Genomic DNA, 25,170 nt, shown 5'->3' with positions numbered 1-25,170 from the left:
TATGAAAAAGGAGGTCCAATTATGAGTGGACAATTATTTCATGTGCAGCATATCAGCGAATCAGTGGTATCTAGTTTCATTCCTCGTATTCCATCAGAACGAATACTTTTCGAAGATGATGTGATACCACGAATTTGCTTGAGTAGCACAATACAAGGAGCGATCAAGGGTTCACAAGTACTCTATCGGAATTATGTAAAGGATTTTTATCATTCAATAAAAGGAATGTATTTAAGAGTTTATTTATTTAATAAGGAACAAATGGATTTAAGCTACTTACTTAAACCTGAAGAAATTCAGGATTATGTGGTAGATGCAATGTTTACAAAAGAACATTGGTATTTGCAAAAGCTATTGCCATTGGAATACTTCTACGTATTTGTAGAGTTGTCTGAGCAGGAATTGGAACAGCAAATGTTAGTTGAAAATATACGATTCGAAATTATAAAGGAGTGTTCGATGCCTTATGTTGCCTCTTGAAATAGTTGAAGTATCATTAGTAGAAACTAAAAGGATGCTCAAGCGGTATCAGTTGACGAATGAATTCTCTGTTTTGTTGGAAGGGTGGGTAGATGCTCATTCAGAAAGATTTTTAATGTTATATCGTGGAGCAGCAGTTCTCAAATCGGACATTATAAATGGTCAATATGTAAGGAAGGGCTTGTCATCATGGACATTTAACAAGGATATTGCGTACACATTTGCAGATAACTTTGCTTTAAGTGTAGGAGGTGATTATGTGCCTTCTATTTTGATTCTAGAAGATGGGTGTGGTGTGTCGATTAATGATGTATTATTGGATAGCTTATATCCAAATGAAGAAGAAGTAGTTGTTGCAGATACAGTGTTTGACATTATCGATGTGATGCCGTTTGAGAAAGAAGAGGATTTGTACTATGAGCTAATTGTAAAGCCAGTCAATTTTAGAAGGGAGATTTTTATATGAGTTATGCAGAAGAAATGATTGAGGCTAGATTAGATAGGGAATTGAGGATGCCGTCAGGAGATTCATATAACAGCACAAATAAGACTCCATTTGTTGATTTTCGGGGCGTCTTAGAATACTTAGGCGATGAACCGTTGAAAGAGTTGGCACGTAACATTTATGCTGATGGCAAGAGAACAGATAGGAACTATGAAGAAATGAATTTAGCAATTATGCATTATGCATATGGATTAACAGAAAGACAAAGATATGCCCTTATGACATTTATAATGTATGCTAAATAACATTTAGAGAAACTGCCGATTATTCGGTAGTTTTTTTTGGTCCGACATCTTTTTTGGAAAGTTTAGTAGGTTCGTTGCATAGCTTTTCGATAAGAGGTGATATTAATGAAATTTGATTTAATTGCGGAACGAATGAAGGAAATTTCTGAAACGCTAGTATCAGAAGTAAAAAAGTCATCAGGATATAAGGAAGGCAATTTAAAAAAACATAAATTCCCTAAAGAATTGCGAGATCGTATTGAAATTGATGATAGCGAATGTAAGCTAAAGCTAAAATCAAACGACACGCACTACTTTATTACTTATAAGAAGAAGGTTCTTTATGGCAATGTGATTTCGAAGTTTGACGAGGGAAATGCAGTAGAACTTTCATTAGCGATTGATTTTGCCGAAAAGGAAGAACTTTTGTTGTCATGCATATATGCAGGGGTGGGGCGACAGGATCTTCTTGAAAACTTATTAAAAGAGCCATACGTAATGATGCTGGCTTGCTCTCAAATTTAAGGCTATTCGTAATTAGCTGTGGAATGTAATGATTGTATTTACAAGTATTTGCAACATAATGTGAAGTAATTTTTAGGAGGTTCTTATGGCATTTTTACAAGGTTTCGTAGTTGGAACACTTATAGGTGCTTTAATTATGTTTATTAGTTTTGTCATTTCCGACAATATTTCAAAATAAAATAATTGGGCACTTTGAAAAAATAAGTGGTTGAACCAAAATGTCCAGTAAAAGAAAGGGTTTTTTATGAATAGAGATGAATGGGTAAAACAAAAAGTGCAAGAGATTTTTATGTATATCAGTCTTGCTATGTCGGTAATTGCCATTATAATAGCTCTAATTTTATCACGTTCTTAATTCGCATTCCGTTCAAATTTACTTAGTAAATAATTAAACACAATTGCGTAGGAATGAAAGGGGAGTTTAAAATGTTTTACAAATGCGATTGCGGAACAGTTGTACATCTTAGTAGAGATAAGCACAGAAGTGATGAAATAGCTAATTTAATGTGTTTAGACTGTTTAAAAAAATATAAACCTAACACGTACAATGTAGAGTACACTATTCCCCCATTAAGAGCGAATTATCGGATGAGAGTGCTGGCAAGCAACGAAAAATCAGCAATTGAAGCGGTCCAAAAATGCAAAGGAAATGTAGCAATTCGTGCACGAAAAATTGAACTAATCGAATTGCACTAAGCAGTTCGTCAAACTCATTGAGTAAAGGAGTTACAAACATGACAGGTAAAGAATTGTGGCAGTTTGTAGAAAAAGCAGCACGTAATAAGTGTGTAAAAGTCCAGATTGGAAACTAACGAAATTAGATTTAGGACATCCATATTATGAAGATGGTTATGCATGGTGTAGGCTTTCGCATCCTGACAGCAGATTTTGCGAAGGTATGGTTAAATACAAAGATTAACCAACTAACATTGTGAGCATTATAAGAACAAAATTGAGCAATAAAGGGGAAATTGTTTTGAAAATAAAAATAAGCTTTTCGAAAAGATTGAAACAATTCCTTTGTAAGCATAAAAGAGATGTCAATTTATCTTGTTGTTCTGAAGGAATTAATAGTAAGAAGGGTTATTGGTACGCAGATTATCATTGTAGAGATTGTGGTTTTTCTTACGGAGAGTGGATAAAAGCAGATAAAGAAGAAATGAAAAAGCTTTTTAATAAAGCAATTCATGAAATTATGTAAGGGACAATTCGAACAAACTATTTAGATAGAAGTAAAAATCATGTGCATTCAACCGTTTATAGGGAATGCCCGAATTTAAAATTATTTTAAGGTCATGTGTAGTTAGTTAGCACATGGCTTTCTTTGTTATAAAAATATTTTATCTACGTAAAATAATAAGGAAAAAATAAGAAAATAGGAGGCTGGTATGTTATGCAAATGCACAATTTAACGAGAGCTGTCCATGATAAGATACAGATGGGTTTGGATGATGGGTATTTTAAATCCAATTCAAGTATAAAGTTTATTAAAGAACAAACAAAAGTGCTAGGGCTGAGTTTTTCAGCAATAGAAAAGGAGATCTATGGGCTAGACATTTCTGTTAAAGATTATTTTTATTTTTTACAGCGACATAACTTATTGTGGCTTTATGCAAAAGAAGTAAGTTTTTATCCAGTCAATTATGATAAAACGAGCTACAATAATATTGTCGAACTAGCCAAAATTTACAATGTATCTATTTCAGAATTGAGAAAGCAGTATCTTTTGCTAGGTGATATAAAATCTGCTGTTCTTAGTTGTGAAAATACATTTAATTCAGGGAAAAGTATCCCTATTAAGGTACATGGTAAAACGTATTCATCTATATTTAAAGCATGTGTTGAATTGAATGTAGATTATTATAAGGTTAAGGCGTTGCGTGTAGGTGGGGCTAGTGTTGAAGAAGCTATTGAGCAATTATTGTATGAACAAATGCAGCCAGCTGTCTAAGAGGGTTTATTAAAAGGATTTTTTATTACAGGAACGAATAATTCGTCATCTCAAGGGATAGTGTACAACATACTATTTTAGGGGGTGGCGTTTTTGAATTTGCGTCAAAAGGTTAAAAAAGCCAAAAGGGAATTAGCAATTTTAAAAATGAAAAATACTGACAATATGTGTCAGGTTGATATGTATCTTCATTTTAGCAAGTGTAGTGATTTACAAAAAGTTATTGATTTTAAAAAGAAACCTTCACGTCCATTCCGTTTTAATGAAGAAGTTCAAATAAATATGGAGAAATTAACGGCTATAAAGATGATTGTTGATGGCACTATAATTTCACACAAAATCTCTCCAAATGGAAAGCCATTTACAAAGCAGCAGGTGCAGGATTTTACATCGATTGCTATTAAATCAGCTATTAAAGCCTTTGGACAAAACACTTTTGATAAAGAGCCTGAGTTGGATTACTTTAATCGGAAGCGTAAAGTAAGCTATGTGCTATATTTATCATCAGATCGAACTAAACAAAAGCGTTATGAACATGTAGCATTATTTACTCAAGAATATGGTTCTGATAAATTAGTTCAAAACTAAATATGAGAAGCTGTCCTGTTATAAGGGGCGGCTTTTTTTGCTGTATAGAGCACTTTTTTTGGAATATCAAAAAAGGCTATTGATTATGATGAAATATACATTTTTCAGATAGGAGGTAAGATTAATGAGTTTAGAAATTCGTACTAATTGCTCTGTTGGGGTAGAAATCGTTGAAGAATATTTGATGACTATTCATCCATCAATTGATCGAAATTACATTACTAATGCAATTACAGATGAACAGCAAAAAAAATTACTAATAAATTTTGAAGCAGCTGCTGAAGAAAAGAATTTTTCAGTTCGTTCATATGGAAAAACGTCCATTCATAATGCTCCATTACGAGAATCTATTCTAGTAGAAAATGAATCATTAAATTTAAAGATGCTTTTCACAACATCTTTTTTGCAAGAATATATTTCTGTAGAATTTATCGACTTTGGAGATCGAGTGAATTATAAACAGCTTGATTTCGTCAAATATATTTTACAAATATATTATGAAAGTATTGAATTATCTTTAAATATATGAAAAAATTAGAAAGTAGGTACTTGAAATGAATATGAAAATTGAACGTAATACAACACCGCATTTAACGCTAATGATTATAGGCAGTCTAATTTTTCTATTTGGCGGATCACTACATTTCGGCACAGATATTGCATTAATTGGAAATATAATGCTAGGTTGCGGAGTGTTCTGTATTATTGTAGCGATTTCCTCTATGATGAAAATGCGTAAACAATTTTTAGATGTTTCTGAAAAGGAAATTACAGCAAAAATGTTGAATGGTAACAGTAAAGTGGTTGACATGAAAGACATTCATTCTGCAATGTTTACTACCAAACGTTTACTAGGCAATTCAATTAACCCGAAATATCTTTATGTTGAATTGCGTTCAGAAAATGGCGATGTATTAATGAAAATTGCACGTCAATCATTTAATCAGGTAAAGATTTTAAAACTAATCGACTACCTAGAAAGTATAGGTGTCGAAATTGTAGAAGAATAGGGGAGTAACAGCTTAAAATGGAAGTAAATGGAAGGAGTGCGGTAAGCAATCAAGGTAAAGTCAATAAAAGCGATGCTGAAACCAAATAATCGACAGCGAACGAAGTTGTTTCAGTATGCCAATACGTCAAGATTTGCTTATAACTGGACAATTGCTAAACAGCAAGAAAATTATAAGAATGGAGGTAAATTTATTTCCGATAGCGAGTTAAGAAAAGCATTTACGCAATTGAAGAAGATGGACGGTTATGAATGGTTACATGAAATAAGTAACAATGTAACAAAACAAGCGATTAAAGATGCTTGTAGCTCTTATAAGCGTTTCTTTAAAGGATTAGCTAAGTACCCTAGATTTAAAAGCAGGAGAAAATCAACGCCTAGTTTTTATCAAGACAATGAGAAAATAAAATTTTCTGCTACGCATGTTAAAGTGGAGGGGTTTTCATCCAGTAAAAAGAAGAATAAGCAGCAATTGAACTGGATTCGATTAGCTGAAAAGCATCGCATACCCTTTGATGAACCTGTTAAATACATGAATCCACGCATTACATTTGACGGTTTAAATTGGTGGGTGTCCGTAAGCGTTGAATCGGCTTCAAAGGATACTCCGTTGCAATCAGAAGGCGTAGGGATTGATCTAGGCTTAAAGGAATTAGCGGTAGTGAGTGACCATATGGTTTATAAAAATATCAATAAATCTAGTAAAGTAAGAAAACTAGAAAAGAAAAAACGCAGGTTACAGCGTAAGGTATCAAAAAAATACCAATATAATATGGAGGGAGGACGTTACAAGAAAACACGTAACCTTATCAAAAGTGAAAAACACCTGTTAAAAGTTTCACGAAAACTAACGAATATTCGTCACAACTATTTGCATCAAGTTACTTCTACAATTGTAAACCGAAAACCAAAGTTTATTGTCTTAGAAGATTTGAATGTAAGCGGTATGATGAAAAATAAACATCTATCTAAAGCAATCCAACAACAATTATTTTATGAATTTAGACGACAATTGGAGTATAAATCGAATTGGAATCACATACCGTTTATTTTAGCGGATCGATGGTTTCCTTCTTCTAAATTATGTAGTAGTTGTGGTGACATCAAGAAAGACTTGAAGTTATCGGATCGCCTCTATCAATGTCATTGTGGCAATTATATCGATAGAGATTATCAGGCTGCAATCAATTTGAAGCAGTATGGAGAACGTGTTTTGCAATCTGCATAATTCACTTAACAAGAATGTGTAGATGTGTACCGATTCGTTAGTCGGGAATTTAAGACTTTGGAGTGTCATAGCAAATGTGAGTAGTGAGAAGTGTGACGAAAACAGACACGTTGAAGAAGTAATGAAACGTAAAGGTTTTGTAACTTTTTATAAGTTTTCTGTAACGGAGTAAATATGTCGAGCAAACTAGGTTATTACATTCAAACGGTGATTAACGGACAAATTATGTATTATGCAGGTTACGATGAAGAGAAAAAAGAATTGCTATTTTTTCCTCAAGCATTCGATGATGGCGTGTTTGAAACATTAGAAGAAATTTTGAATTTTGTAAAGGAAGATAATCCTTTTACTTATTGGCAAAATGATGCCTATTTAATCGTGTCAAAATTTAAAGCAGATGTTGCTGCAAATGATCGTATTAAGCGAAAGGGTGTTATTGTAGGCGTAAATGGTCGTCATGATATTCCATCAATGCGAGAAGATAAAACGCCAGTGGAGTATGTTATTGTTCAAATTAATCGTTCGGGCGTAAGAGAATCAGCTTTGATCGAAAATATTTATTCAGGCATTCGTTATAAAAGTGTAGATGTAAAAAATCTATATATTCTTGAGTAAAGGGCGGTTTTAACCGCCTTTTATTATACAAGTATTTTCAATAATATAGATTATACGTCATTGATTTCAAGTTAATTGAATAGATTGAAAGAGCGAGTAAACAGAATTGAATGATAAATATGAGTGATAGCGTCATTTCTTTTCACGTAATATAGATTATACGTCATTCAGTATTAATAATTAAAAAGTCAAAAGCAGTTCATAACACATTTAAATAAGAGAAAGGAAGGGATTTGTCAATGGAATTATTAGATGGATTAGGTTATGTATTAGTCATAATAATGCTAGGGTATTTGCTAGTTTCAATGCTTAATAATCTTAAAAAAACATGCATTTTACTATATTGGACAATTAAACTGGATAATGAGGCATTTTTAATAAAGGAAGCAGAATTGAAAGAAAAATGGGGACATAAAAAGTTGAAGAAGCCCAAAAATGGTAATGATTGATATGAGAAGGTGGAAGAATTTTAGATCAGCAAGAGATACCTTGAAAACCTGTAAAACTAAAACAATTAATGGTAAAGATGAAGCTTTGTTGTTGGATGCCAGTATGAATTATGGAATGGTTTTAGATGAATCCTTATTAGACACTCTAAATAAGCAAACGTATCGAACTTATGAAAAGGCTGCAACTATTCAGATTAACAACTTAACTTCTTTAGAAGCACTGTTTCAGCTAAATGAGCGTTATAGTCGAGTGGCAGTATTAGATTTTGCATCAGATAGTAATCCATGTGGTGGATTTTTAAATGGCTATTCTGCACAGGAAGAATCATTAGCTTATGCAAGTAATTTATATCCAGCTCTAAAGCAGGTGAAATATCAACGTTTTTATAAGTTACATCGTAGTCTAACAGAAAAAATTAGTCCTAATAAGATTGCCGTTTCACCTGATATAGTGTTTTTCAAAAATGAACGGCATGAATATTTGAATAAACCAATATGTGCAGGAGTAATCGTTGCAGCTGCTGTTAATCAAAATTCCTGGAGAAATAAGTTAAGCCCATCGCCATATCATGTTGTTTACCAACAAATGAAGCTCAAAATTGAATCCATATTGGCTGTAGCTGCATTAACTGAAAAGGATGCATTAGTTTTAGGTGCGTTTGGTTGTGGGGAATATGGAAACGATCCGAGTATGGTAGCTGAAATCATGAAAAATGCTCTAAATGATTTTCGATGGAAATATGCATTCAAAGAAGTTTGGATTGCTATACCTGATTTAAATAATCGAATCGTGTTCGAAGCAATGTTTTCAAATAAAATAATTAGGAAGTGAGCCGAGTGCTCGCTTTTTTTGTAGTTATGGACTTTTAAATAAAGGGGAATAATTATTAAAAACCTTTAATAGAATACTATATATTAAATCATCTAGGGAGGGAAGTGAGAAAGTGTGCCACTAAAAAATGCATTATATCAACCATCGAAGCGTAGGCATCAACGTAAATTGGAAAAACTAGAGATTGTGGAAGAATTAATGAAAAGCAATCGAACACAAAGGGAAATTGCAGAAGCACTTGAGGCATCTGTAAACTATGCTGCCTATTTGCAAAGGGAGCTTAAAGATCATCATCGAAATGTAGAAGTTGTTGAGCATGTAAGAACGCTTTTACAGCAACAGTTTAGTTTTGAAGAGATTTTATCAGCTACAGGTATTAAGCCACTCAAAATGAAGCTTTTATTTATTTGTTACGACATTGAAAAGGGTTTATTTGATGATGAAGTAACAGTATCTACGGTCATTTACGCATCAAAAGGTAAGAATTCAATGGAGGAAATCAAATCGGTTGCTAAAGAGTTAAATGTTCACTTCTCAACAATCTTAAATATTCGTAAGCTAGTTGAACTAGAAGATGCCATGAATGATTGGGATATAGAGAAGGAAACAGTATTTGAATACGACAAAAAAATTGAATTAGAACAACCTTTTATGCTATCGAAAATGGAGCAGTTGTTTATGGAATCATTAATTGTAAGATTAATTAAAGATAATAATTGTGGCTATAAGAAAATTCAAAAGATATTTGCCTTAAACAATACGGATGCACAGGAAATCGTTTATTACTGTTTAAGAAATGAAGATGTCGAAATTTCTCGTAGCTGGCGTTATCCAAATGAATTAGTAGCACGTATTTATGAGGACTATGAAAAAGGTATGTCCAATCAGGAAATTGAAGATAAATACAATTTAACTAAAAATCAATTTAAGGGTATGCGTAGCTATTATGATTTCCCACATCGCCCAAATGTAAGCCAGTCGCCTTAATAGGCGGCTTTTTTCTTTGGTTATAAGCAATAAAAACGTATCGTATAATACAGGGATTTTTAAAAAAATGGATAGCATTTATACTAATTGGCAAGGGAGATTTCATTTTGAGTTAAAAGGTTTTCTTTTTGTGTTATGTCCAAAACATTTAGTGTATATAATAAGTGATTTTAAAAAATAGGTACACAATGCGTGTATTTATAAAAGGAGAAGATTTTATTATGAATAATAAATGGATGAACGGTAAGAAAAAGGCATGTTTTAATATTGGAGAATTAGATGTGTTATTGTTAGGGTAATTTTTCTTTGTAAGAAATGTGGTAAAATATTAGAAGAAAATGGTGTAAAAATAGATAATAGTATTTCCAACAGTTTTTACAAACTAACTTAAAGACCTAAAAATATACACAAATGTAGAGATTCTAATGATTATATCAAAGGTATAAATTTAATTGAAAATGTATTTTACAAAAATAACTATTTGAAATGGAGAAATCAAAATGAAAAAAAGTGAAGTTAAAGTAGTTTGTTATGGAACAGAAACGAAACACCCAAATAAAGAGGAAGCGAAGAAACATTTCTTAGGTCTGATTGAACGAGTTGACGGTGCTAGTTCTGAAAGCAAACGTTATAATCACATCTTACAACAAATTGAAGAAGGTAGCTTAGTTTGTACAGATGAAAACTATTCTTCATAAAAATACTATTTTTTAATTAAAGTGGTTGCGACTTTATTGACTGCTGAGCTAGTTTTCAAAAAAAAGAGAAAATCAAATGTCCTTTAAAGGAGAAAATCTAATGAAAATTGTTAATTTAGAAAAATTCTTGAGCTTACCAAAGGATGTTGTGTATGCTAAGTTTGAGCCTAATTTATTTGGTGCGGTTACAATTAAAGCAGACACTTCTTCATCCTCAGGTGATTGGTGGTATCAAGATTTATTAGAAGTTTATGTAAAAGACAATGAGGAATGGGACACTATCTTATCTAAAGCAGTGGAAAAAGGGGTAAGTTTTGATTTAGATTATGAAAGCATAGGCAGGGATGGTTTATATGAGAAAAACCAATTATTTGCTGTCTTTGAAAAGAAGGATGTAGTTGCATTAATTGAGAGACTCAAAAAGACTTTAAGTGATTATCCTGAAATATAATAACAGTAATCTATAGGAGCTGAAACAAGTGGATTTTAAAGAAAAATTAAGAAGCGTTGTTAATGATAATGTTCTAACAGATGGTGAAAAACATACTGAGCTTTGCTTTTTGTTGAGCAAGATGGCTTATGAACACAGTATTCCTTTGACTTATGATAGCAAGTACAAAGAGAATAATAAGACAATAATTGATGTGTTTGAATGTATTTCTGAGGAAATTGACAAACTCAATAATTCGTGAAGATTTTAGCATCATATCCTTTTTTGGAAATGCTTCTCTCTTCATAGAAAATAGAAAGGTCGCTGATTCCAGCGGCTTTTTTTATTTGTGCATTAATAGGTTTTCAAAAAGAGCATAGAGTGAAATGTATTTTAAAAATTGGAGCTCTATTAGAGAGCATATGAGAAGGAGTAGGGATTTTATGAAGGAAGTAGTTTTAGTTTCACGTATCGATAATAGAGAGGTTGAATGTGTATGTACAAAATGTGGCAGCAAAAGTAAGAGGGCTGTTTCAATGAAAGGTTTAGCTACGTATCGAGTAAATGGTCAAGTATCTAATTTTGTAGGTTCTGAAGCAGGTTCTATTGCTTGCAGCGGTTGTGGTAATAAAAACGTATCGCTTGTACCAACAGAGGACGATATTACAACAATTGATGTAAAAAGCAATGAAGATGTAATTGAGGTAAATATGTATAGCGAGGGTATAAGCATTGTGGATACAAATAAATGCGAAGCCATCGCTGTTCAACAATTAATTAATGTAGGCTTATTAAATGTAGATTTAATGCCTAAAAAAGAGTTGGTGATGACGGTTGTAGTATGCAAGTATACATCTGAAATTATGGTATTAGCTGATCACTCAACTCACAGTCTTGGAAATAAGCAAGTAGCTTCATTAACTGAGCTGCCAGCGTATCATACTTCATTTACATGTTTTGTTACACCGAATGTAGCAATTGAAAGATTTTTATACAATGTACCTGTAGATGTAAAAATGATGATAGCGGAGCACTTAGCAAGTAAACTTGATCCTGAAGTGGCTAAGAAATTTAACTTACTTGATTTTTCATGGATGAAAGAGAATTCGCTAGATAGTTATAAGCATAACGAAACAATTAGCAGCTTATATTTGCTAGTAAATTTCCCGATTTTTCAACAGCTAAATCGTGTTGTCAAAATTAGTTCTATGCATGTAGCGGATTCAGATTTAGAGCGTTTACGTCAAGCAACGTCATTATTAGAATTTGCTCATATTTTTGTGCCAGCATTGGCTGAATCGGATTTAGAGCGATTCCTTCAATTACGATTTGTAGCAAATGGAGAAACGAATGCGTATTTCGATAATATAAGCTCTATAGCATTAGGAGTATTAGAAGAGCCTGAGCAGGTATCGATTATGCTCGATTATATTTTAGCAGAAAACACGCAAGTTTCCTTAGCTACTGTAAATGGTGCTACGAATAATAATGCTGAGTCAATTAGACGCTCTCTTAATCAAGTATTTGATTCAGAAACGGCTTATTGGGATAGCTTTTCTTCGCTATTTGAAAGTTATGAAAAAAACATTGAGCATAAAAATGTTGTTTCGAAACAGGAGCTAGTTAAGACTCGTTTTAAAAAATTGTTGTCTATTGCAACAAGCCTGAGACTTTCTCGTAAGCGTGCAAATGAGTTATCCTATTTAGTTGGTAATTTTGAAGAAATGGATGTATATAAGCGTTTGAAGGCAGCTGTAAATGGTGAATTAAAAAAAATGCCTGTTGGAGAAATCAGTGCAGCCCTTGATCAAATCAACCATAAACTATCAAAAGAGTATTATAATTTTGATGTTTATGAAGATGAATCAGTCTATATGGTAACAGCGGTTTTATTAAAAAGTAAAACGGAGCAGCCAACAGATATGATTCTAACAATCAATAAGGAAACAAAAGAATTAACATGTGCAATTAAAGGTGCAAAAGAAGTATTCGATCTTGCAAAAGTATTTGTGAAAACACAATCAATTCACTATTATGAGGCAAATATTTATCGTACAGTATTTGCTAATCTACCGATGTCAATCCTAGAGAAGATTCATGATATATTGCTGGATGGTTTATATGCAGATGTTATTGCCAAATTTAACGTAGGTGAAGCTCCCGATTACGGTCCTAAATTTGCAAGACGTTTCGAATTATTAGCGGTATTACACCAATTGCCGATGTTTGCAATGTTTGATGGTCAAGCAAACTTCTATGACTTTAAATTTACAGAAGAGGATTATGAGGCATTCAAGGCGGCAACTTCTGAGCTGGAGGCAATGAAAGTATTTATTCCTAATGTGACGAAAAAATCTATGAATGTATTGAAGAAAACAATTGCTACAGCTAACCGAAACGGTGCAGAGCGATTATCCTCAATCGACATGGCGTATTTCGGATTACTAGAAGATGGCAATACGATTTTTAATCTTGCTAAGTTTATTCATGATGATGAGCAGTTTATTAATCCAACAACAGAAATTGTGGGTTATGCTACAGAACGTGATATTTGGAAGATTGACGTTGAACAAGCAAAAGCACTTTTAGAAGAATATTTGCTACCAGGTTCATTAGATCAGTATATTAATCACGTGCTATCAGATAAATCATTCCTAGCAAGCTGTCAATTTGAAAAAGGAATATCTGAAGAAGTAGCTGAGCAGAAGCTACATGAAAAGCGTGCTGAAGCTATTCGTGATTTTCATTTAATCGTTTTAGATAGCGTTAGGATGGTTCAAAAGTTCAAAAACTCATTACAGAAATTTGAAGAGCGTTTGGGAAAGGGCATTCAGGTGTCACCATTCTTAATGGAGAACTATGAGGCAGCAAAGGAATTATTAGCTATGCGTGGCACATTTAAGTCGATTAAAAAGCTACACGATGCTTTAATTGAAGTGTCATGGAATTTAAAATTTGAAACACATGTGTACGAATATAAGGACTATCGTCTTAAATTAGAAGGTGAACATAATGGCTTTGAATTTTATCTACCACGTAATACAGAAGAGTTGGTAAAAGCTGCTCGTCAATTAAAAATCTGTATTGCAGGATATGAAGATAAGCTATTGTTTGGAAATCATGTATATGTATTAGTACGTAAAAATGGAATTGATGTATTCTGTATCGAGGTCGATCAATATAATGCATTTGTAGAATGTAAAAAGCGTAGAAATAAGCTGCTGTCTTTAGAAAATAAAGCAGATGGACCATTGATTGAAGCGGTACAAAAATTTGTCACACATCATAAAATATTTATCTTCAATCCTGACTTAGATCAAGCAGGTATTATAGGAAATCAAGATGAAATCCCTGAAGAAATGTATTATTAATTGTCTGAAGCACTCTACTTATTTTCAAGTAGTGTGCTTTTTTTATTAGATATTCAATTGAATAATCGATTTTTTTAAAACGTATAGTGAGATGTATTTTATTAAGCTAGGCGGTTTGAAATCAAATTTAAAAGGAGAAGATTTTATGAAATTCAAAGGCGATATGAAGAAAATGAATTTAATGGTTGTAGATAGAGATGAACGTACTTATTCAACAATTATGGAGTTTGATGGGGAAAATGATGTAATGGTTTCAAAGGAAGAGAAAAAAAGATTGAAGCTAACTAAAGTATATTGTTTAAAATGCCAAACGTATTTTAAAGTAAAACCTGCTTTAACACCACTTCCAGTGCAACATTTTTACATTAATAATCATGAACATCAGTTTGATCAAGATCGACACATTACATGTCCTTCATGTGGTAATACGAATGCTATCGAAATGGAGGCGATGCATTGGAATGCTGCTTACCTTGTAGATACTGAGGAAAAGTTTACATTTAAGTTGTATGGGCAATCTTTCTATTTAACAGCCAATGCAAGTGAAGTGCTTTACAAAGATGCTGATAACTTTATTATTTTACAAGATGAAATGCACTTTTTAAACAGTGATGAATTCCATGTAGACAAAAATGAATTGACGGTAAGGCAAATGATGAATAAGTATGCTAGTAATCATAAGTCTCCAGTTCGAGTGAAAGTTAGTAAAAAATATTTGATGAATTATGCTCGTAAAGGGGAAGGAGCTAAGGTAGCTGTTACACCAAACAATCAACAAACAATGGGTATTTTTATTGATAAAGCTACTAAGCTCACAAAAATTAGAACAGGTTCTGTTATAAATACAATTAACTTAAATCGTATGAGTTATAGTGCAGAATATGCATTTTTAGCAATTCTAAAAACAATCCCATTTTTTGTGGCAAAGCAAATGTACGAAATTTATATTTCGGATATACATCCAAATGTATTAATGAAATGGGAATTAGGGGAGTTGTCGAATAAGAGGGACGAGATGATTGAGCAGTTGAAAAAAGCGATGTTAATAAGTTATCTTCCAAACATCCAATTTTTAGAACGAGCAATAGATTTCTCAAAAAATACAATTGATAAGTATACAATGAAGAAATTTAAAGCAGCAGAAAAAGAAATTGATATTATACGTTCTTTCGTACCTGCTATTTCTAAAAAATCAGCTCGCTTTTTAAAAGAGGCAATGGGGATTGAACGATATGTACAAGGGGCAAATTCGACATTCTTATTTGCTTTGATGCAGGATAAAAACGCATTGAATCAGTTGTTAGAGCATTATGTAGAAAATCATGCTGGCGTTTTAATTAAAACAGAAGTAGAAATGTCTATAGAGTTTTTAAACTCTGACATTCTCACATTTAGACAGGTTCAAAAAATGTTAAATCGGCATTTAGCACCTGGTTCAATTGATAATGCAGTATTTGAGATAATGAAGATATATCGGGAAGAATATGCAAACTCCGATAAGAGCTATGAAAGAAACTATGTTTTTAGAGAGATTGGACGATTAAGATCGTTTGTGGTCGATGCTGTACGAGGTCTAAAGCAATATAGCTCTTTAAAAGCAGCCTATTTAGAATGTGTTGAGGCAGGAGAATATGATGCCGATACAATCGCATTCAAAGATGCTATAATCGAAGAATTTGAGCGTACAACATTTTATTCAGTTAGAAAGCTTCATGACAAAATAAACCGAGTAAATCGTAAAATTTCTTCAACATATAAGGAGTATAATATTCCTGATGCATGGTTAATAGATGAATTAATTAAGGCAGGTTATCACATTCGCTATATTCGTAATACAGAAGAGCTATTTACAATAGCCGAAGATTTAAACTTATGCGTAGATCAATACGAGGAACTTATTGTGAAGCATCAAGTGAAAATTTTAGGTGTGTATAAGCGAAATGAGCCTGTATTGTGCATTGAGTTAGGAATCGATGGTGTCGTTCGCCAAGTAAAAAAACATTCAAATGAGTTTTTAGCATATGGAAATACATCCGAAGAAGATCATTTAGTCGAATTAGTAAAAGAATGGATTATGTCAAATGGCTATAAAATCAATTCACCTGATTTAGAACAGGTAGGATTGAAGTCTAATGTTAAAAAGGCAGGATAATTAACTATGAAATAAGAGCGGCTGTAATTGCTGCTCTTTTTTTGTTGAAAAAAGTGGTTCTAAATGCTTATTTTTATCAGTTCATTAATTTTTTAGGAATATGTAATTAAGGACATCGGTAGAGTGAAATATATTTTCATGAAGAAGGAAATATAAAATATAAATATTAATTTAAAAGGCGGGATTTTATTATGAATTTAGTAGGTATAGTAGGACGTTTGACGAAAGATCCAGAATTGAAATATGCACCATCGGGAGTACCATATGTGCGTGCAACAGTCGCAGTAAATCGTACTTTCCAAAATCAACAAGGTGAAAAAGAAGCAGATTTTATTAGTGTTGTAGCGTGGCGTAAACAAGCTGAAAACTTAGCAAACTTTATGCGTAAAGGTAGTCAAGTTGGTGTTACAGGTAAAATTCAAACTGGCTCATACGAAGGTCAAGATGGGAAGCGTGTTTATACGACAGATGTAGTAGCAGATGCTATCCAATTCTTAGATCCTCCAGCTAACGGTGCAAGTCAACCACAACAGCAATATGGTGGCGGTCAACCACAACAGCAATATGGTGGCGGTCAACCACAACAGCAATATGGTGGCGGTCAACCACAGCAGCAATATGATGGTGGTCAACCACAGCAGCAATATGGTGCAGGTCAACCACAGCAACAATATAGTGCAGGTCAACCACAGCCACAATATAGTGCAGGTCAACCACAGCCACAATATGGTGCAGGTCAACCACAGCCACAATATAGTGCAGGTCAACCACAACAGCAGTTTGGTGGCGGTCAACCACAACAGCAGTTTGGTAAAGGACCAATTGAAGTTTCAGAAGATGATTTACCGTTCTGACCGGTACTAAAGTCCTATAATTGAGAAAAAAGGGTAAGGCTATTTAATTAGCTTTATTCCTTTTTTATTTTATATTAAGGCGATTAAATGATGATTGATATTAAATTTCGTAGATTACACACTTTTTCAATAGATAAAGGTAGTAAAGCATTGTCCTTTAGATGATAGTGTTTTTTTATTTAGACATGTGAATAAATTATTTGGTTTCTGAGTATAATTTATGGATTTTATTAAACATGGAGTTTCTTAGGAAACGCTTTAAAGGGAGAAGATTTTATTTGACAGTAAATTTTATTCATACAGAAGGCTTTAATAGCAAAGAAGAGGGGGAGTTGGTATGTCAGTAGCAACAGAGCCAATTAATGTAACAATTGAAGAATATTTAATTACACGTACTTCTGAATTCATGGAGAAAGCGTCATCTGAAGGAAAGCAAGTATCTCCTGAAACGATAAAATTCTTTATGAAGCAATGGGTATTAGATTATAAAATCATGAATTAGGAAAATGAAGGCTATTCGAAATAAATAATGGAATCTAATGTTTAGAGGTGGTTTTACAAATGGAAAAATTAAAATTAACTTATATTGGAACAGATGATTGGTCACGCCCTGTTTTTGAAAGTGAAGAAGGTAGAATTTTCAAAGACTTGAATTGCGGAGAAGGTCAATTAGATTTATGCACAGCAGGTAGTTTTGACGGTGAGCCAAATACTCCAATTTATTACATTGAAAAGTATAAAAATGTAGAATTCGAAATTTTAGGGATGGAAGAACAGCCGACACCAGGAGAGAAATTAAATTATATGATGTTAGGTCGTTTACAGTCTGATTGTGATTATTATTTAGGGCATGGAGGTAGAAACGAAAAAAGGTTATGGGCTGGTAATGTATCAGAGCAAATCGCAAAAATGAAAGAACTTTATAACTCATTCAATGATGACAAAAAGCCTGAATGGATAACGCTAGATGATATTTTAGAATATGAAAATATAATGACTCAATAAAAATTTACTCAATGGAAGTGTAAAATAAAGGAGAAACAAAAATGCAAATTGAGAGCGTTAAAATGGAAAATCGAACTGAAAAGGAAGATATAGAATTCAGACGAGCATTATTATCTAAACATTCACAGTTTATGCGTATGTACCTTAATTATAATAATTTTGAGTTAGCGAAAGCAGAGTTTGAGAGTGTTAGATCCCTTTTTGTCTTTCTAAATAATAAAGGTGAAACAATGGATTATTATACGGTAGAAGATTTTAAACAGGATTCTATACGATTTAAAAAGTAATAAACAATCTGAAAAAAGTTTAGTACACAAAAATAAGTTTTTTGGATATTCCACGCCTTATTACGAATACCAAAAATGAAAATGGGTTTAAGCGTTTTGCTTAGGCTCTTTTTTATGCCGTAAAAACGGTTTAATAGGGTAATTTGCTGATTCGTATTTACATAGAATATTAAAAAAGTAAGGGAGTGTGTTTGATTTGAACGGATTACAAAGAGTGCTTGCAAGCATTCAAACAAAAAGCCTGATTAAATCAGGGAATACGCCAATTGGTCAATTAAAAGAGGTTTTTGATAATTCTAAGGCAGGTGTGCAATGCCTTCTTAGTAATGAACTTTTTGAATTAAGAAAGGAGCAAATGTCGAAAGGTTTAAAGTATCCAAAAGCGGCAGTAATTCGAGCGATGGACCAATCAATGTTACTGACGATTGAAGAAGCACATTATGTTTATCGAGATCTTCAATTAAAAACAGGCGTACTTCATTGTTTAGAACCAAACAATATATATAAAGGATTTAAAACAGGTAAATATTCGGAATCTTTATCGATGGCGTATGCGAGCAATTTAACAGATGCTCTTACAGGTGAGGCAATTCAACAGTTTAATTTGCAGGATTATGCAATAGGGGCTGCTCAACCAAATCGTTTATTACATGTGCCAGCAGTTACTATTTTCAGAGGGGAGCACTTTGATTTTTTACATGAGCCAATAACGACAGATGTGATAGGTATTCCAGCTGTTAATACAGCAAATAATGAAAGAAAATGGCAAGCTGAGAAAATATGGAGAGGTACTGGCGATATTGGGGAAAGGTACTATGAAAGTTTGAAGGATAATTTACATGCAGCATTTAGCCTGGCGTTGCGAGAAGAAATAGATGTCGTAATAATTGAAGGTGGATTGGGCGGAAAATACGATGTAATTGACGCTAAGAAAGTGATCAATATCTTCTCAACCATTTTAAATCAGAAAATATTTAAGTATGGATTTAAATACGTTCTTTTTGCAGTACCTGGTCAAGAAAAAGAAGTTATAGATGGTTTTGCATCCATTCGAAAATAATAAAAGCGTAAGTACGAGGCTATAAATGACTTCGATGCTTACGCTTTTATATTTAGAAATAAACTTTTAATCAATGTGACTTAACCTACCTATACGTTGTTGTAGTGTTCCATAATCATTTCCGTCTTATCTACATATGGATAATATTTATTCGCATATTCTACAGCTTTTTCTTTATAAGAAAATTCAGCAATTGGCATGAATTCACCTATGCTGTAGTTAGGTTTTAGAACTAATTTGTCTAAAACAGCAGCTTGTCCATGTTTCCAATTAGCAATGTTCGCTATTGTTTCGATCTCTACAACGTATGTCTTAGTTGTTTGTTCGAATTCATTTATTAAATCATATAGTTTTATCCATATGTTTTGAATACCTACGTCATTTATGGCTAATTCATCAGAATCCTCATACAATCCAATGCACCAGCAGTCAATTTGCAAGGAATCGGCTGACCTCAATTTTTTAATCAATAACTCATTCAATAATGTCCCTCCATTCCAAAGTTTTCTATATTATATCGTGTCTTTTTATGTATAGCACTTGTTTTTATAAAAAAACGATAATTAGTAATTTATGACCTGCATAGAGTATATGGATTTTAAAAATAAGGTGTTGCTCAAGCAACAAATTTAAAGGAGGAAAAAATGTACGCATACAAAGTAGAATTCGAACCTGTCCATGAGCAAAAAATCAAGACGCATCAAGGATTTGGTGTATGCCGTTTTTTGTTCAATGCTTATATAAAACACAATCAAGAAATCTATGCAAAAGAAAAACGTTTTATATCGCATATGGAATTTGATAAGTATGTAAACCATGTACTAAAAAAGGAGCTTACATGGATTGATAGTTGTTTTAGTAAGGCGAGAAAAAAAGCCATGCAAAATGCCGAAAACGCCTTTACGAAGTTTTTTAAAGGCAAAGCAAAGTATCCACGATAAAAGAAAAAAGGAAAACAAGATGTCAAAATGTATTTACCGAAAAACAATAAAACGGACTTTGTAATCGAAAGACATCGAGCAAAAATTCCATTTTTGGGTTGGATAAAATTCAAAGAAAAAGGCTATATCCCTGAAGGCATTGACATATCTAGTTGCACGATCAGTCAAAAAGGAGATCGCTATTTTGTCAGTTTTCTTGTTAAATCTGAAAAGAAGCGTGTAAAGAATCTGTTGCGAAAAAAAGGTATGGGAATTGATTTAGGCTTAAAAGATTTTGCGATCACTAGCGATGGCGACATCTTCGGGAACATTAACAAAAGCAGACAAGTAAGACGATTCGAAATATCCTTAAAACGAGCACAAAGAAGTTTAGCTCGTAAATTAGAATCGTATAAAAAATGCAAAAAAGAAGGGAAATTATACGAAGCTGAATACGGAGCAAACATAAAAAAAGCCATTCTTCGCATTCAAAAACTTTATCGAAAGTTATCTAATATTCGTTGCTCGTATGTTCAACATGTGTTTGCAGAAGTGGTAAAAACCAAGCCATCCTACATCACAATTGAGGACTTGAATATTAAAGGAATGATGAAGAACAAGCACTTGAGTAAAGCTGTAGCTACACAAAATTTCTATCGTTTCAGAGTATGGTTGGAGCAAGCGTGTAAGACATACGGTATTGAACTTCGCATCGTTGACCGCTTTTATCCAAGTAGTAAATTATGTTCAAATTGCGGTGTAAAGAAAAATCAATTATCACTTTCTGAACGAATATTTACTTGCGAATCTTGCGGTACGGAATTAGATCGTGATTAAATGCGAGTTTGAATTTAGAACAAGCAACAAAATATACAGTTTTAGTTGGATAACTTTCACCACACGAAGGTTGCCAATATGCACCGTCGGCTCGACGGAGTGAGTTTGCGGAGCACGATAACAACCTTATTAGAGAGCATTTGTCGAAGAGGCGTGCGTTGAAACAAAAAGGGGGCTTCGCCCCATCATAGAAAATGTACACTTTTGTACAATTAAAAAGGAGCAGAGAGTTTTTATTATGACAAACTTATTAGCAAATGTAGAGAAAGAAAAAGGCGGTTTAAAGGATTTAATGAAGGGGTTAAAGCTTAATCTTCCTACAGAAGAAGAAATGGCAAAAATGGCACGTGAACATTATGAAAATAATCGCTTAAATCCAAACAATTTCTCATTTTGGTTTAATCCAATGTCAAATGCACTTAAAGCAGAATTTAAAGTGCCAAAATCACTTGTAATGGAGTATCCATTTGAGCTTAGAGAAAAAATTCGTCAGGATCGACATGCCATTACGCCTGAAATTGTAAAGGAATTGGAGCAATTTGTTTTCCAAAACGAAGAAGTAAAAGCGTTGAATAAACAGACGCAGCATTTCTTTATTAAAACAGGTGTTTTTTCAAACAAATTTGATTTTGATGGTTCGTGTAATCTTCAAGATTGGGGCAATCTATTTGAACAGATTTACAGTCTTGAGTATATGGCAATGACATATAGTGCAAATCATACGAACGAGTTAGTGATTCGTGAGTTCATTGCAGACGTAGAGAATCGTAAAACAATCTATAACGGTATGCCATTACGAACGGAGTTCCGAGTGTTCTATGACTTTGATGAAGGCAAAGTATTAGGTGTGGCAAACTATTGGCATCCTGAAGAAATGATCAAGGCTTTAACGCCATATTCAGTGCGTTCAATTTTTGCTGAGATTACAGATATTGAGGAACAACGTAAGCTAAAAAAGCAATTGATGGCTAAGTTAAATAATTATGATAAACAGAGCTTTGAAGAATATTTTGCTTATTTAGACACGAAAGATTTCATTGTTCAGGAATATGATGCAATGAAAGCAATTGTAGCCAGTAAAGTAGCAAAAGCATTTAAGGAAAAAAAATGTCCATTAAAAGGGCAATGGTCAATTGACATCATGAAAAACGGTAATGATTTCTATTTTATCGATGCTGCTATTATGTCGCAGTCAGCATTAGTAAATCGAATGGAAGCGGTTGAAAAATAATTCGAGGAAATTTTTTAGCGAAGAAAAGCAAGTTCGAGGGTGTTTCACCTATGAATACTTGAAAATAATTAACTAAAATTGAAAGAGGTAGAGTGAAGATGACGACATTATTAAAAGAGTATGCAACGGAAGTAATTCCAGTAGATTTACCAAAGGAATTTCGAGATTTATTAGATCAAATGATTACAGATTCAAAGCGTGAATGCCCACAGCAATTAATTGCTCAAGCATTTTTACAAGGAGAATATGCAAAAGTTCGTAGGTCATTCGAGTTGGATTGCATTGTATCATTTGTAACAGTTGCTGAAGATGATGAAGTCTACGTATTAGTTTTCCGAACGGTAAAGACGCATGATCAAATGTATGAAGTTTTCTATGATGAGGAAAAGAATCGACATTTTATCAATGTGAGTACGGTTGAATGTAAAACGTGTGGTGGCTCAGGTTTTTCAGGACATGGTAGTGGCTATGATTCAGTTTGTGATAATTGTGGTGGAAAAGGCGAGCATCCACGATATTAATTAAAAGTTATTTAACAAACTTTCAGGGAGAGATGTATAGTGTTTTATCAAGTAGACGAAAAATTGTTAAACAAGCTCTTGTTAGAAGGGAAGCGTAGTATTATTGTTGTTGCAAAAAAATCTGTTCCCAAAACGGCACATTCGTTTACTTTTATACAAGGCAAACAATATAACCTGTTTATTGTAAATGGCATAACGGATCGCTATGTGCAAGCTCAAGTAGAAAGCGGCAGCCGAGAGCAAATTTCTGTTCATGGGGAAATGCTGAAGCTTATGTCAAAGTATGAGGGTACTTTTTTATGGTGTGATAATCCTGAAAATGAAAAGTTTTATGTAGAAGTAGAGCTGGAGTTGAAGCCATCGGAAAATCCTCAAACATTTGCGGTTGAATGGAATCGTGAAGATTTGGAGAGCAAGGTGAAGATTTTAACAACAGATTGGATAGACGACATTCATGTTAAGTTTCTCATAGAATGTCGAGGCTTAGAAGATTTAAAATTGATCTACAATGCGAATGATCGCTTATATTGGTCAAGTATTACAAAAGAACATGCCAGCAATATTCTAATTGATGTTGATTTAGCTGAATATATTGTTTATAACAGCTGATAAATTCAAGTTGGATGATGAATATTGTGGTTGTTAGTGAGTAGATAAAATGTTTTAAACAAACTGATTCATATATTGTACAGTACCGAAAGGGGAGAAAATAATGAATTATTACATCTATTATGTTGGTGGTCAGGAGGCGAGAGAATACTTAAATGGTACTAATTACGTTGGAGTTTGGGAGAATAACGAAATTGACGCTTTCAATAAAGTCAAAAGTTATTTTAAAGAAAACACAACTATTGTTTCTGTAAGTAAAGAGCAAGTAAGGGGTTTAATTGGATATTTATATTAACCTAAACATTTGTTCGAGTTGGCTTTCATCTAATGGATATTAAGCATTTTGTCAAATAACAAATAAGAGAGGTCTGCAAAGTAGGCAGCCTCTTTTTTGGTGCATATAATCATTGTTTCATACGTATAATTCAAAAGTTTTATAAAAATAAGGAGATTGAATTTCGATCAATTAAGGAGGATTTTATTGATGAAATGTAGTGGAAGCTGGTAGCAGATTTGATCACATCTGTATGACTTTACGATTTGACTTCAATACGAAAGCTTTATCTAGCTGGCAGAAATTCATAGACGAACTTATATTCACGCCTGAAGTAGCAGAATATACTAAAGATGACATCTTTCTCTATGGCGTAATTAAAGCCGAACGTCGCTTATTAGAACGTGCTTGCAAGACGTTTTTAAATCAAATATCGATTAAAGAACAGGCTTCGGAATTAGACTTCTATTTGGCTTGCAAAATGATTTTCGATCAAAAAGTCGAAGTAGATGTCGATCCAGCAATGCTTAATTTTTATCATAAAAGTAACTAATCAATTAGAATGTTTAGTAATAAAAAGAAAATCAACGAGTATTCTACCACTTTTTACGAGTACCCATAGTTTTGAAAGCTTGTAGTTATGCTACAGGCTTTTTTTTATTATGTTGGAATAAGTTATTTAAACAGTGTATATATATAAAAGCTTATAAAAATATGGATATTCCAATAAGGAATGGAATCAAAAAGGAGATTTTATTATGTCTGTAGTAGCAATGAAAAAACGAGTGGAAAAAAGACGTGAGATTGATTTTGGAAAAATTATTCCTGAAGGATATACTCGGAAAGATAGTCGTATTATTATTGATGTTTGCTTAGAAATATCTGATCCATCGAAGCCTAAATTTGCTGTTTCAGGCGTTATTACAGGTAACAATGAACGAGACTATATTAGTTCAGATCAAAATTTGGATACAATCGCTAAATATGTGGACCAATTAGAAAAAAAGATCTGTTCTTGAAAATTTTAGGTTTTTGGAAGAAATGGCATTTAAACGATTTTAATGCAGGTACAGCTGAGCAAGAAGATGTTATCGATTCATATATACAGGAGCATGGCATTAAAGAAGAGTTATTTTATTCTGAACGCAGAGAAATTCTTGAGGAAAAAGGGTTGCTAATTGTCGATCTTGATGGCAAGCCTTATGAATACGGTACAGGCTGGTTATATCGAAGTATTGATCAAAATGATTTAAAAGAAATTTGTAAACTTGTTGGGTTGCAGGAGGATGTGATTTCTACGTACTGTTTTGGACACCGTTATATAAAGCGAGAGGGCTTCAATGGCATCTAAATTAAAAGCGGTTTATCAATTTTTAGAAATTGATCCTACAACAATGAAGGTAGTTACAGCAGCATAACAAAAAAATGACTACTTCGGTATAGTCGTTTTTTTATGGAATAAAAGATTAATAGCTTACGTATAACGAATAAGATTTTAAAAATATGGCTATTGGCAATGAGCTAATAA

General features: G+C 33.1%; 33 protein-coding genes and 1 pseudogene. 33 read left to right on the top strand and 1 reads right to left on the bottom strand.

Annotated elements, in window-relative coordinates:
• The first annotated feature begins 21 nt into the window (after positions 1 to 21).
• From ACOMCU_RS01765 to ACOMCU_RS01645, 25 genes are all read left to right on the top strand, one after another.
• The gene (locus tag ACOMCU_RS01765; RefSeq protein ID WP_421049252.1) at positions 22 to 480 is read left to right on the top strand and encodes a hypothetical protein; all 459 of its coding nucleotides are present in this window, start codon (positions 22 to 24) and stop codon (positions 478 to 480) included.
• Complete coding sequence (locus tag ACOMCU_RS01760; RefSeq protein ID WP_421049251.1) at positions 467 to 946, top strand: hypothetical protein; 480 nt, start codon at positions 467 to 469, stop codon at positions 944 to 946. The genes ACOMCU_RS01765 and ACOMCU_RS01760 overlap by 14 nt, the downstream gene beginning before the upstream one ends.
• The gene (locus ACOMCU_RS01755) at positions 943 to 1,230 is read left to right on the top strand and encodes a hypothetical protein (protein WP_421049250.1); all 288 of its coding nucleotides are present in this window, start codon (positions 943 to 945) and stop codon (positions 1,228 to 1,230) included. Before ACOMCU_RS01760 ends, ACOMCU_RS01755 begins: the two co-directional genes overlap by 4 nt.
• Positions 1,231 to 1,335: 105 nt before the next feature.
• Positions 1,336 to 1,734: a hypothetical protein gene (locus ACOMCU_RS01750; RefSeq protein WP_421049249.1), complete on the top strand. Its 399-nt coding sequence runs from the start codon at positions 1,336 to 1,338 to the stop codon at positions 1,732 to 1,734.
• Positions 1,735 to 2,160: 426 nt separating this feature from the next.
• Positions 2,161 to 2,430: a hypothetical protein gene (locus ACOMCU_RS01745; protein WP_421049248.1), complete on the top strand. Its 270-nt coding sequence runs from the start codon at positions 2,161 to 2,163 to the stop codon at positions 2,428 to 2,430.
• A 280-nt stretch (positions 2,431 to 2,710) separates the two neighbouring features.
• Positions 2,711 to 2,935, top strand: coding sequence for a hypothetical protein (locus ACOMCU_RS01740; RefSeq protein ID WP_421049247.1), 225 nt, complete (start codon positions 2,711 to 2,713; stop codon positions 2,933 to 2,935).
• Between the two features lie 192 nt (positions 2,936 to 3,127).
• Complete coding sequence (locus ACOMCU_RS01735; RefSeq protein WP_421049246.1) at positions 3,128 to 3,685, top strand: hypothetical protein; 558 nt, start codon at positions 3,128 to 3,130, stop codon at positions 3,683 to 3,685.
• A 93-nt stretch (positions 3,686 to 3,778) separates the two neighbouring features.
• Positions 3,779 to 4,273 carry a hypothetical protein gene (locus ACOMCU_RS01730; protein WP_421049245.1) on the top strand — a complete coding sequence of 165 codons (495 nt, stop codon included), beginning with the start codon at positions 3,779 to 3,781 and terminating at the stop codon, positions 4,271 to 4,273.
• Positions 4,274 to 4,397: 124 nt separating this feature from the next.
• Positions 4,398 to 4,802, top strand: coding sequence for a hypothetical protein (locus ACOMCU_RS01725; RefSeq protein WP_421049244.1), 405 nt, complete (start codon positions 4,398 to 4,400; stop codon positions 4,800 to 4,802).
• Between the two features lie 25 nt (positions 4,803 to 4,827).
• Complete coding sequence (locus ACOMCU_RS01720; RefSeq protein ID WP_421049243.1) at positions 4,828 to 5,283, top strand: hypothetical protein; 456 nt, start codon at positions 4,828 to 4,830, stop codon at positions 5,281 to 5,283.
• A gap of 48 nt (positions 5,284 to 5,331) precedes the next feature.
• Complete coding sequence (locus ACOMCU_RS01715) at positions 5,332 to 6,510, top strand: RNA-guided endonuclease InsQ/TnpB family protein (protein WP_421049362.1); 1,179 nt, start codon at positions 5,332 to 5,334, stop codon at positions 6,508 to 6,510.
• Between the two features lie 174 nt (positions 6,511 to 6,684).
• Positions 6,685 to 7,125, top strand: coding sequence for a hypothetical protein (locus tag ACOMCU_RS01710; RefSeq protein ID WP_421049242.1), 441 nt, complete (start codon positions 6,685 to 6,687; stop codon positions 7,123 to 7,125).
• A gap of 239 nt (positions 7,126 to 7,364) precedes the next feature.
• Positions 7,365 to 7,574 carry a hypothetical protein gene (locus ACOMCU_RS01705; protein WP_421049241.1) on the top strand — a complete coding sequence of 70 codons (210 nt, stop codon included), beginning with the start codon at positions 7,365 to 7,367 and terminating at the stop codon, positions 7,572 to 7,574.
• Positions 7,561 to 8,406 carry a TIGR02452 family protein gene (locus ACOMCU_RS01700; RefSeq protein WP_421049240.1) on the top strand — a complete coding sequence of 282 codons (846 nt, stop codon included), beginning with the start codon at positions 7,561 to 7,563 and terminating at the stop codon, positions 8,404 to 8,406. Before ACOMCU_RS01705 ends, ACOMCU_RS01700 begins: the two co-directional genes overlap by 14 nt.
• Positions 8,407 to 8,520: 114 nt before the next feature.
• The gene (locus ACOMCU_RS01695) at positions 8,521 to 9,393 is read left to right on the top strand and encodes a hypothetical protein (RefSeq protein ID WP_421049239.1); all 873 of its coding nucleotides are present in this window, start codon (positions 8,521 to 8,523) and stop codon (positions 9,391 to 9,393) included.
• A 500-nt stretch (positions 9,394 to 9,893) separates the two neighbouring features.
• Complete coding sequence (locus tag ACOMCU_RS01690; protein ID WP_421049238.1) at positions 9,894 to 10,091, top strand: hypothetical protein; 198 nt, start codon at positions 9,894 to 9,896, stop codon at positions 10,089 to 10,091.
• 100 nt (positions 10,092 to 10,191) lie between these two features.
• Positions 10,192 to 10,542, top strand: coding sequence for a hypothetical protein (locus ACOMCU_RS01685; protein ID WP_421049237.1), 351 nt, complete (start codon positions 10,192 to 10,194; stop codon positions 10,540 to 10,542).
• Between the two features lie 28 nt (positions 10,543 to 10,570).
• Positions 10,571 to 10,783, top strand: a complete 213-nt coding sequence (locus ACOMCU_RS01680) for a hypothetical protein (protein WP_421049236.1) — start codon at positions 10,571 to 10,573, stop codon at positions 10,781 to 10,783.
• A gap of 181 nt (positions 10,784 to 10,964) precedes the next feature.
• Complete coding sequence (locus ACOMCU_RS01675) at positions 10,965 to 13,892, top strand: hypothetical protein (RefSeq protein WP_421049235.1); 2,928 nt, start codon at positions 10,965 to 10,967, stop codon at positions 13,890 to 13,892.
• A 145-nt stretch (positions 13,893 to 14,037) separates the two neighbouring features.
• Positions 14,038 to 16,044: a hypothetical protein gene (locus ACOMCU_RS01670; protein WP_421049234.1), complete on the top strand. Its 2,007-nt coding sequence runs from the start codon at positions 14,038 to 14,040 to the stop codon at positions 16,042 to 16,044.
• 188 nt (positions 16,045 to 16,232) lie between these two features.
• A complete protein-coding gene (gene ssb, locus ACOMCU_RS01665) occupies positions 16,233 to 16,898 on the top strand; it encodes a single-stranded DNA-binding protein (RefSeq protein ID WP_421049361.1) in 666 nt (221 codons plus the stop codon).
• A gap of 337 nt (positions 16,899 to 17,235) precedes the next feature.
• Positions 17,236 to 17,400 (top strand): hypothetical protein, encoded by a 165-nt coding sequence (locus ACOMCU_RS01660; RefSeq protein ID WP_421049233.1) that lies wholly within the window; start codon positions 17,236 to 17,238, stop codon positions 17,398 to 17,400.
• A gap of 59 nt (positions 17,401 to 17,459) precedes the next feature.
• A complete protein-coding gene (locus ACOMCU_RS01655) occupies positions 17,460 to 17,903 on the top strand; it encodes an LPD11 domain-containing protein (protein WP_421049232.1) in 444 nt (147 codons plus the stop codon).
• A gap of 41 nt (positions 17,904 to 17,944) precedes the next feature.
• Complete coding sequence (locus ACOMCU_RS01650; RefSeq protein ID WP_421049231.1) at positions 17,945 to 18,190, top strand: hypothetical protein; 246 nt, start codon at positions 17,945 to 17,947, stop codon at positions 18,188 to 18,190.
• Positions 18,191 to 18,386: 196 nt separating this feature from the next.
• Positions 18,387 to 19,250, top strand: coding sequence for a hypothetical protein (locus ACOMCU_RS01645; RefSeq protein WP_421049230.1), 864 nt, complete (start codon positions 18,387 to 18,389; stop codon positions 19,248 to 19,250).
• Positions 19,251 to 19,339: 89 nt separating this feature from the next.
• On the opposite strand, the gene ACOMCU_RS01640 is transcribed toward ACOMCU_RS01645, so the two are convergent.
• Entirely contained in the window at positions 19,340 to 19,732 is a 393-nt protein-coding gene (locus ACOMCU_RS01640) for a hypothetical protein (protein WP_421049229.1), read from the bottom strand.
• A 162-nt stretch (positions 19,733 to 19,894) separates the two neighbouring features.
• Between ACOMCU_RS01640 and ACOMCU_RS01635 the strand changes: the two are divergent.
• From ACOMCU_RS01635 to ACOMCU_RS01600, 8 genes and pseudogenes are all read left to right on the top strand, one after another.
• Positions 19,895 to 21,060 (top strand): annotated as a pseudogene (locus tag ACOMCU_RS01635) (RNA-guided endonuclease InsQ/TnpB family protein).
• 185 nt (positions 21,061 to 21,245) lie between these two features.
• Positions 21,246 to 22,238, top strand: coding sequence for a hypothetical protein (locus ACOMCU_RS01630; protein ID WP_421049228.1), 993 nt, complete (start codon positions 21,246 to 21,248; stop codon positions 22,236 to 22,238).
• Between the two features lie 98 nt (positions 22,239 to 22,336).
• Complete coding sequence (locus tag ACOMCU_RS01625) at positions 22,337 to 22,759, top strand: hypothetical protein (protein WP_421049227.1); 423 nt, start codon at positions 22,337 to 22,339, stop codon at positions 22,757 to 22,759.
• Between the two features lie 39 nt (positions 22,760 to 22,798).
• Positions 22,799 to 23,368, top strand: a complete 570-nt coding sequence (locus ACOMCU_RS01620; RefSeq protein WP_421049226.1) for a hypothetical protein — start codon at positions 22,799 to 22,801, stop codon at positions 23,366 to 23,368.
• Positions 23,369 to 23,471: 103 nt separating this feature from the next.
• Positions 23,472 to 23,663 (top strand): hypothetical protein, encoded by a 192-nt coding sequence (locus tag ACOMCU_RS01615; RefSeq protein WP_421049225.1) that lies wholly within the window; start codon positions 23,472 to 23,474, stop codon positions 23,661 to 23,663.
• Positions 23,664 to 23,895: 232 nt separating this feature from the next.
• Positions 23,896 to 24,195, top strand: a complete 300-nt coding sequence (locus ACOMCU_RS01610; protein ID WP_421049224.1) for a hypothetical protein — start codon at positions 23,896 to 23,898, stop codon at positions 24,193 to 24,195.
• Positions 24,196 to 24,400: 205 nt separating this feature from the next.
• Positions 24,401 to 24,661, top strand: a complete 261-nt coding sequence (locus tag ACOMCU_RS01605) for a hypothetical protein (protein ID WP_421049223.1) — start codon at positions 24,401 to 24,403, stop codon at positions 24,659 to 24,661.
• Positions 24,658 to 24,993 carry a hypothetical protein gene (locus ACOMCU_RS01600; protein WP_421049222.1) on the top strand — a complete coding sequence of 112 codons (336 nt, stop codon included), beginning with the start codon at positions 24,658 to 24,660 and terminating at the stop codon, positions 24,991 to 24,993. Before ACOMCU_RS01605 ends, ACOMCU_RS01600 begins: the two co-directional genes overlap by 4 nt.
• The last annotated feature ends 177 nt before the right edge of the window (positions 24,994 to 25,170 follow it).

The sequence above is a fragment of the Lysinibacillus sp. UGB7 genome (assembly GCF_049058285.1).
In the GTDB taxonomy this organism is placed as follows: Bacteria; Bacillota; Bacilli; order Bacillales_A; family Planococcaceae; genus Lysinibacillus; species Lysinibacillus sphaericus_B.
This window is presented reverse-complemented; position numbering and strand designations above follow the sequence as displayed.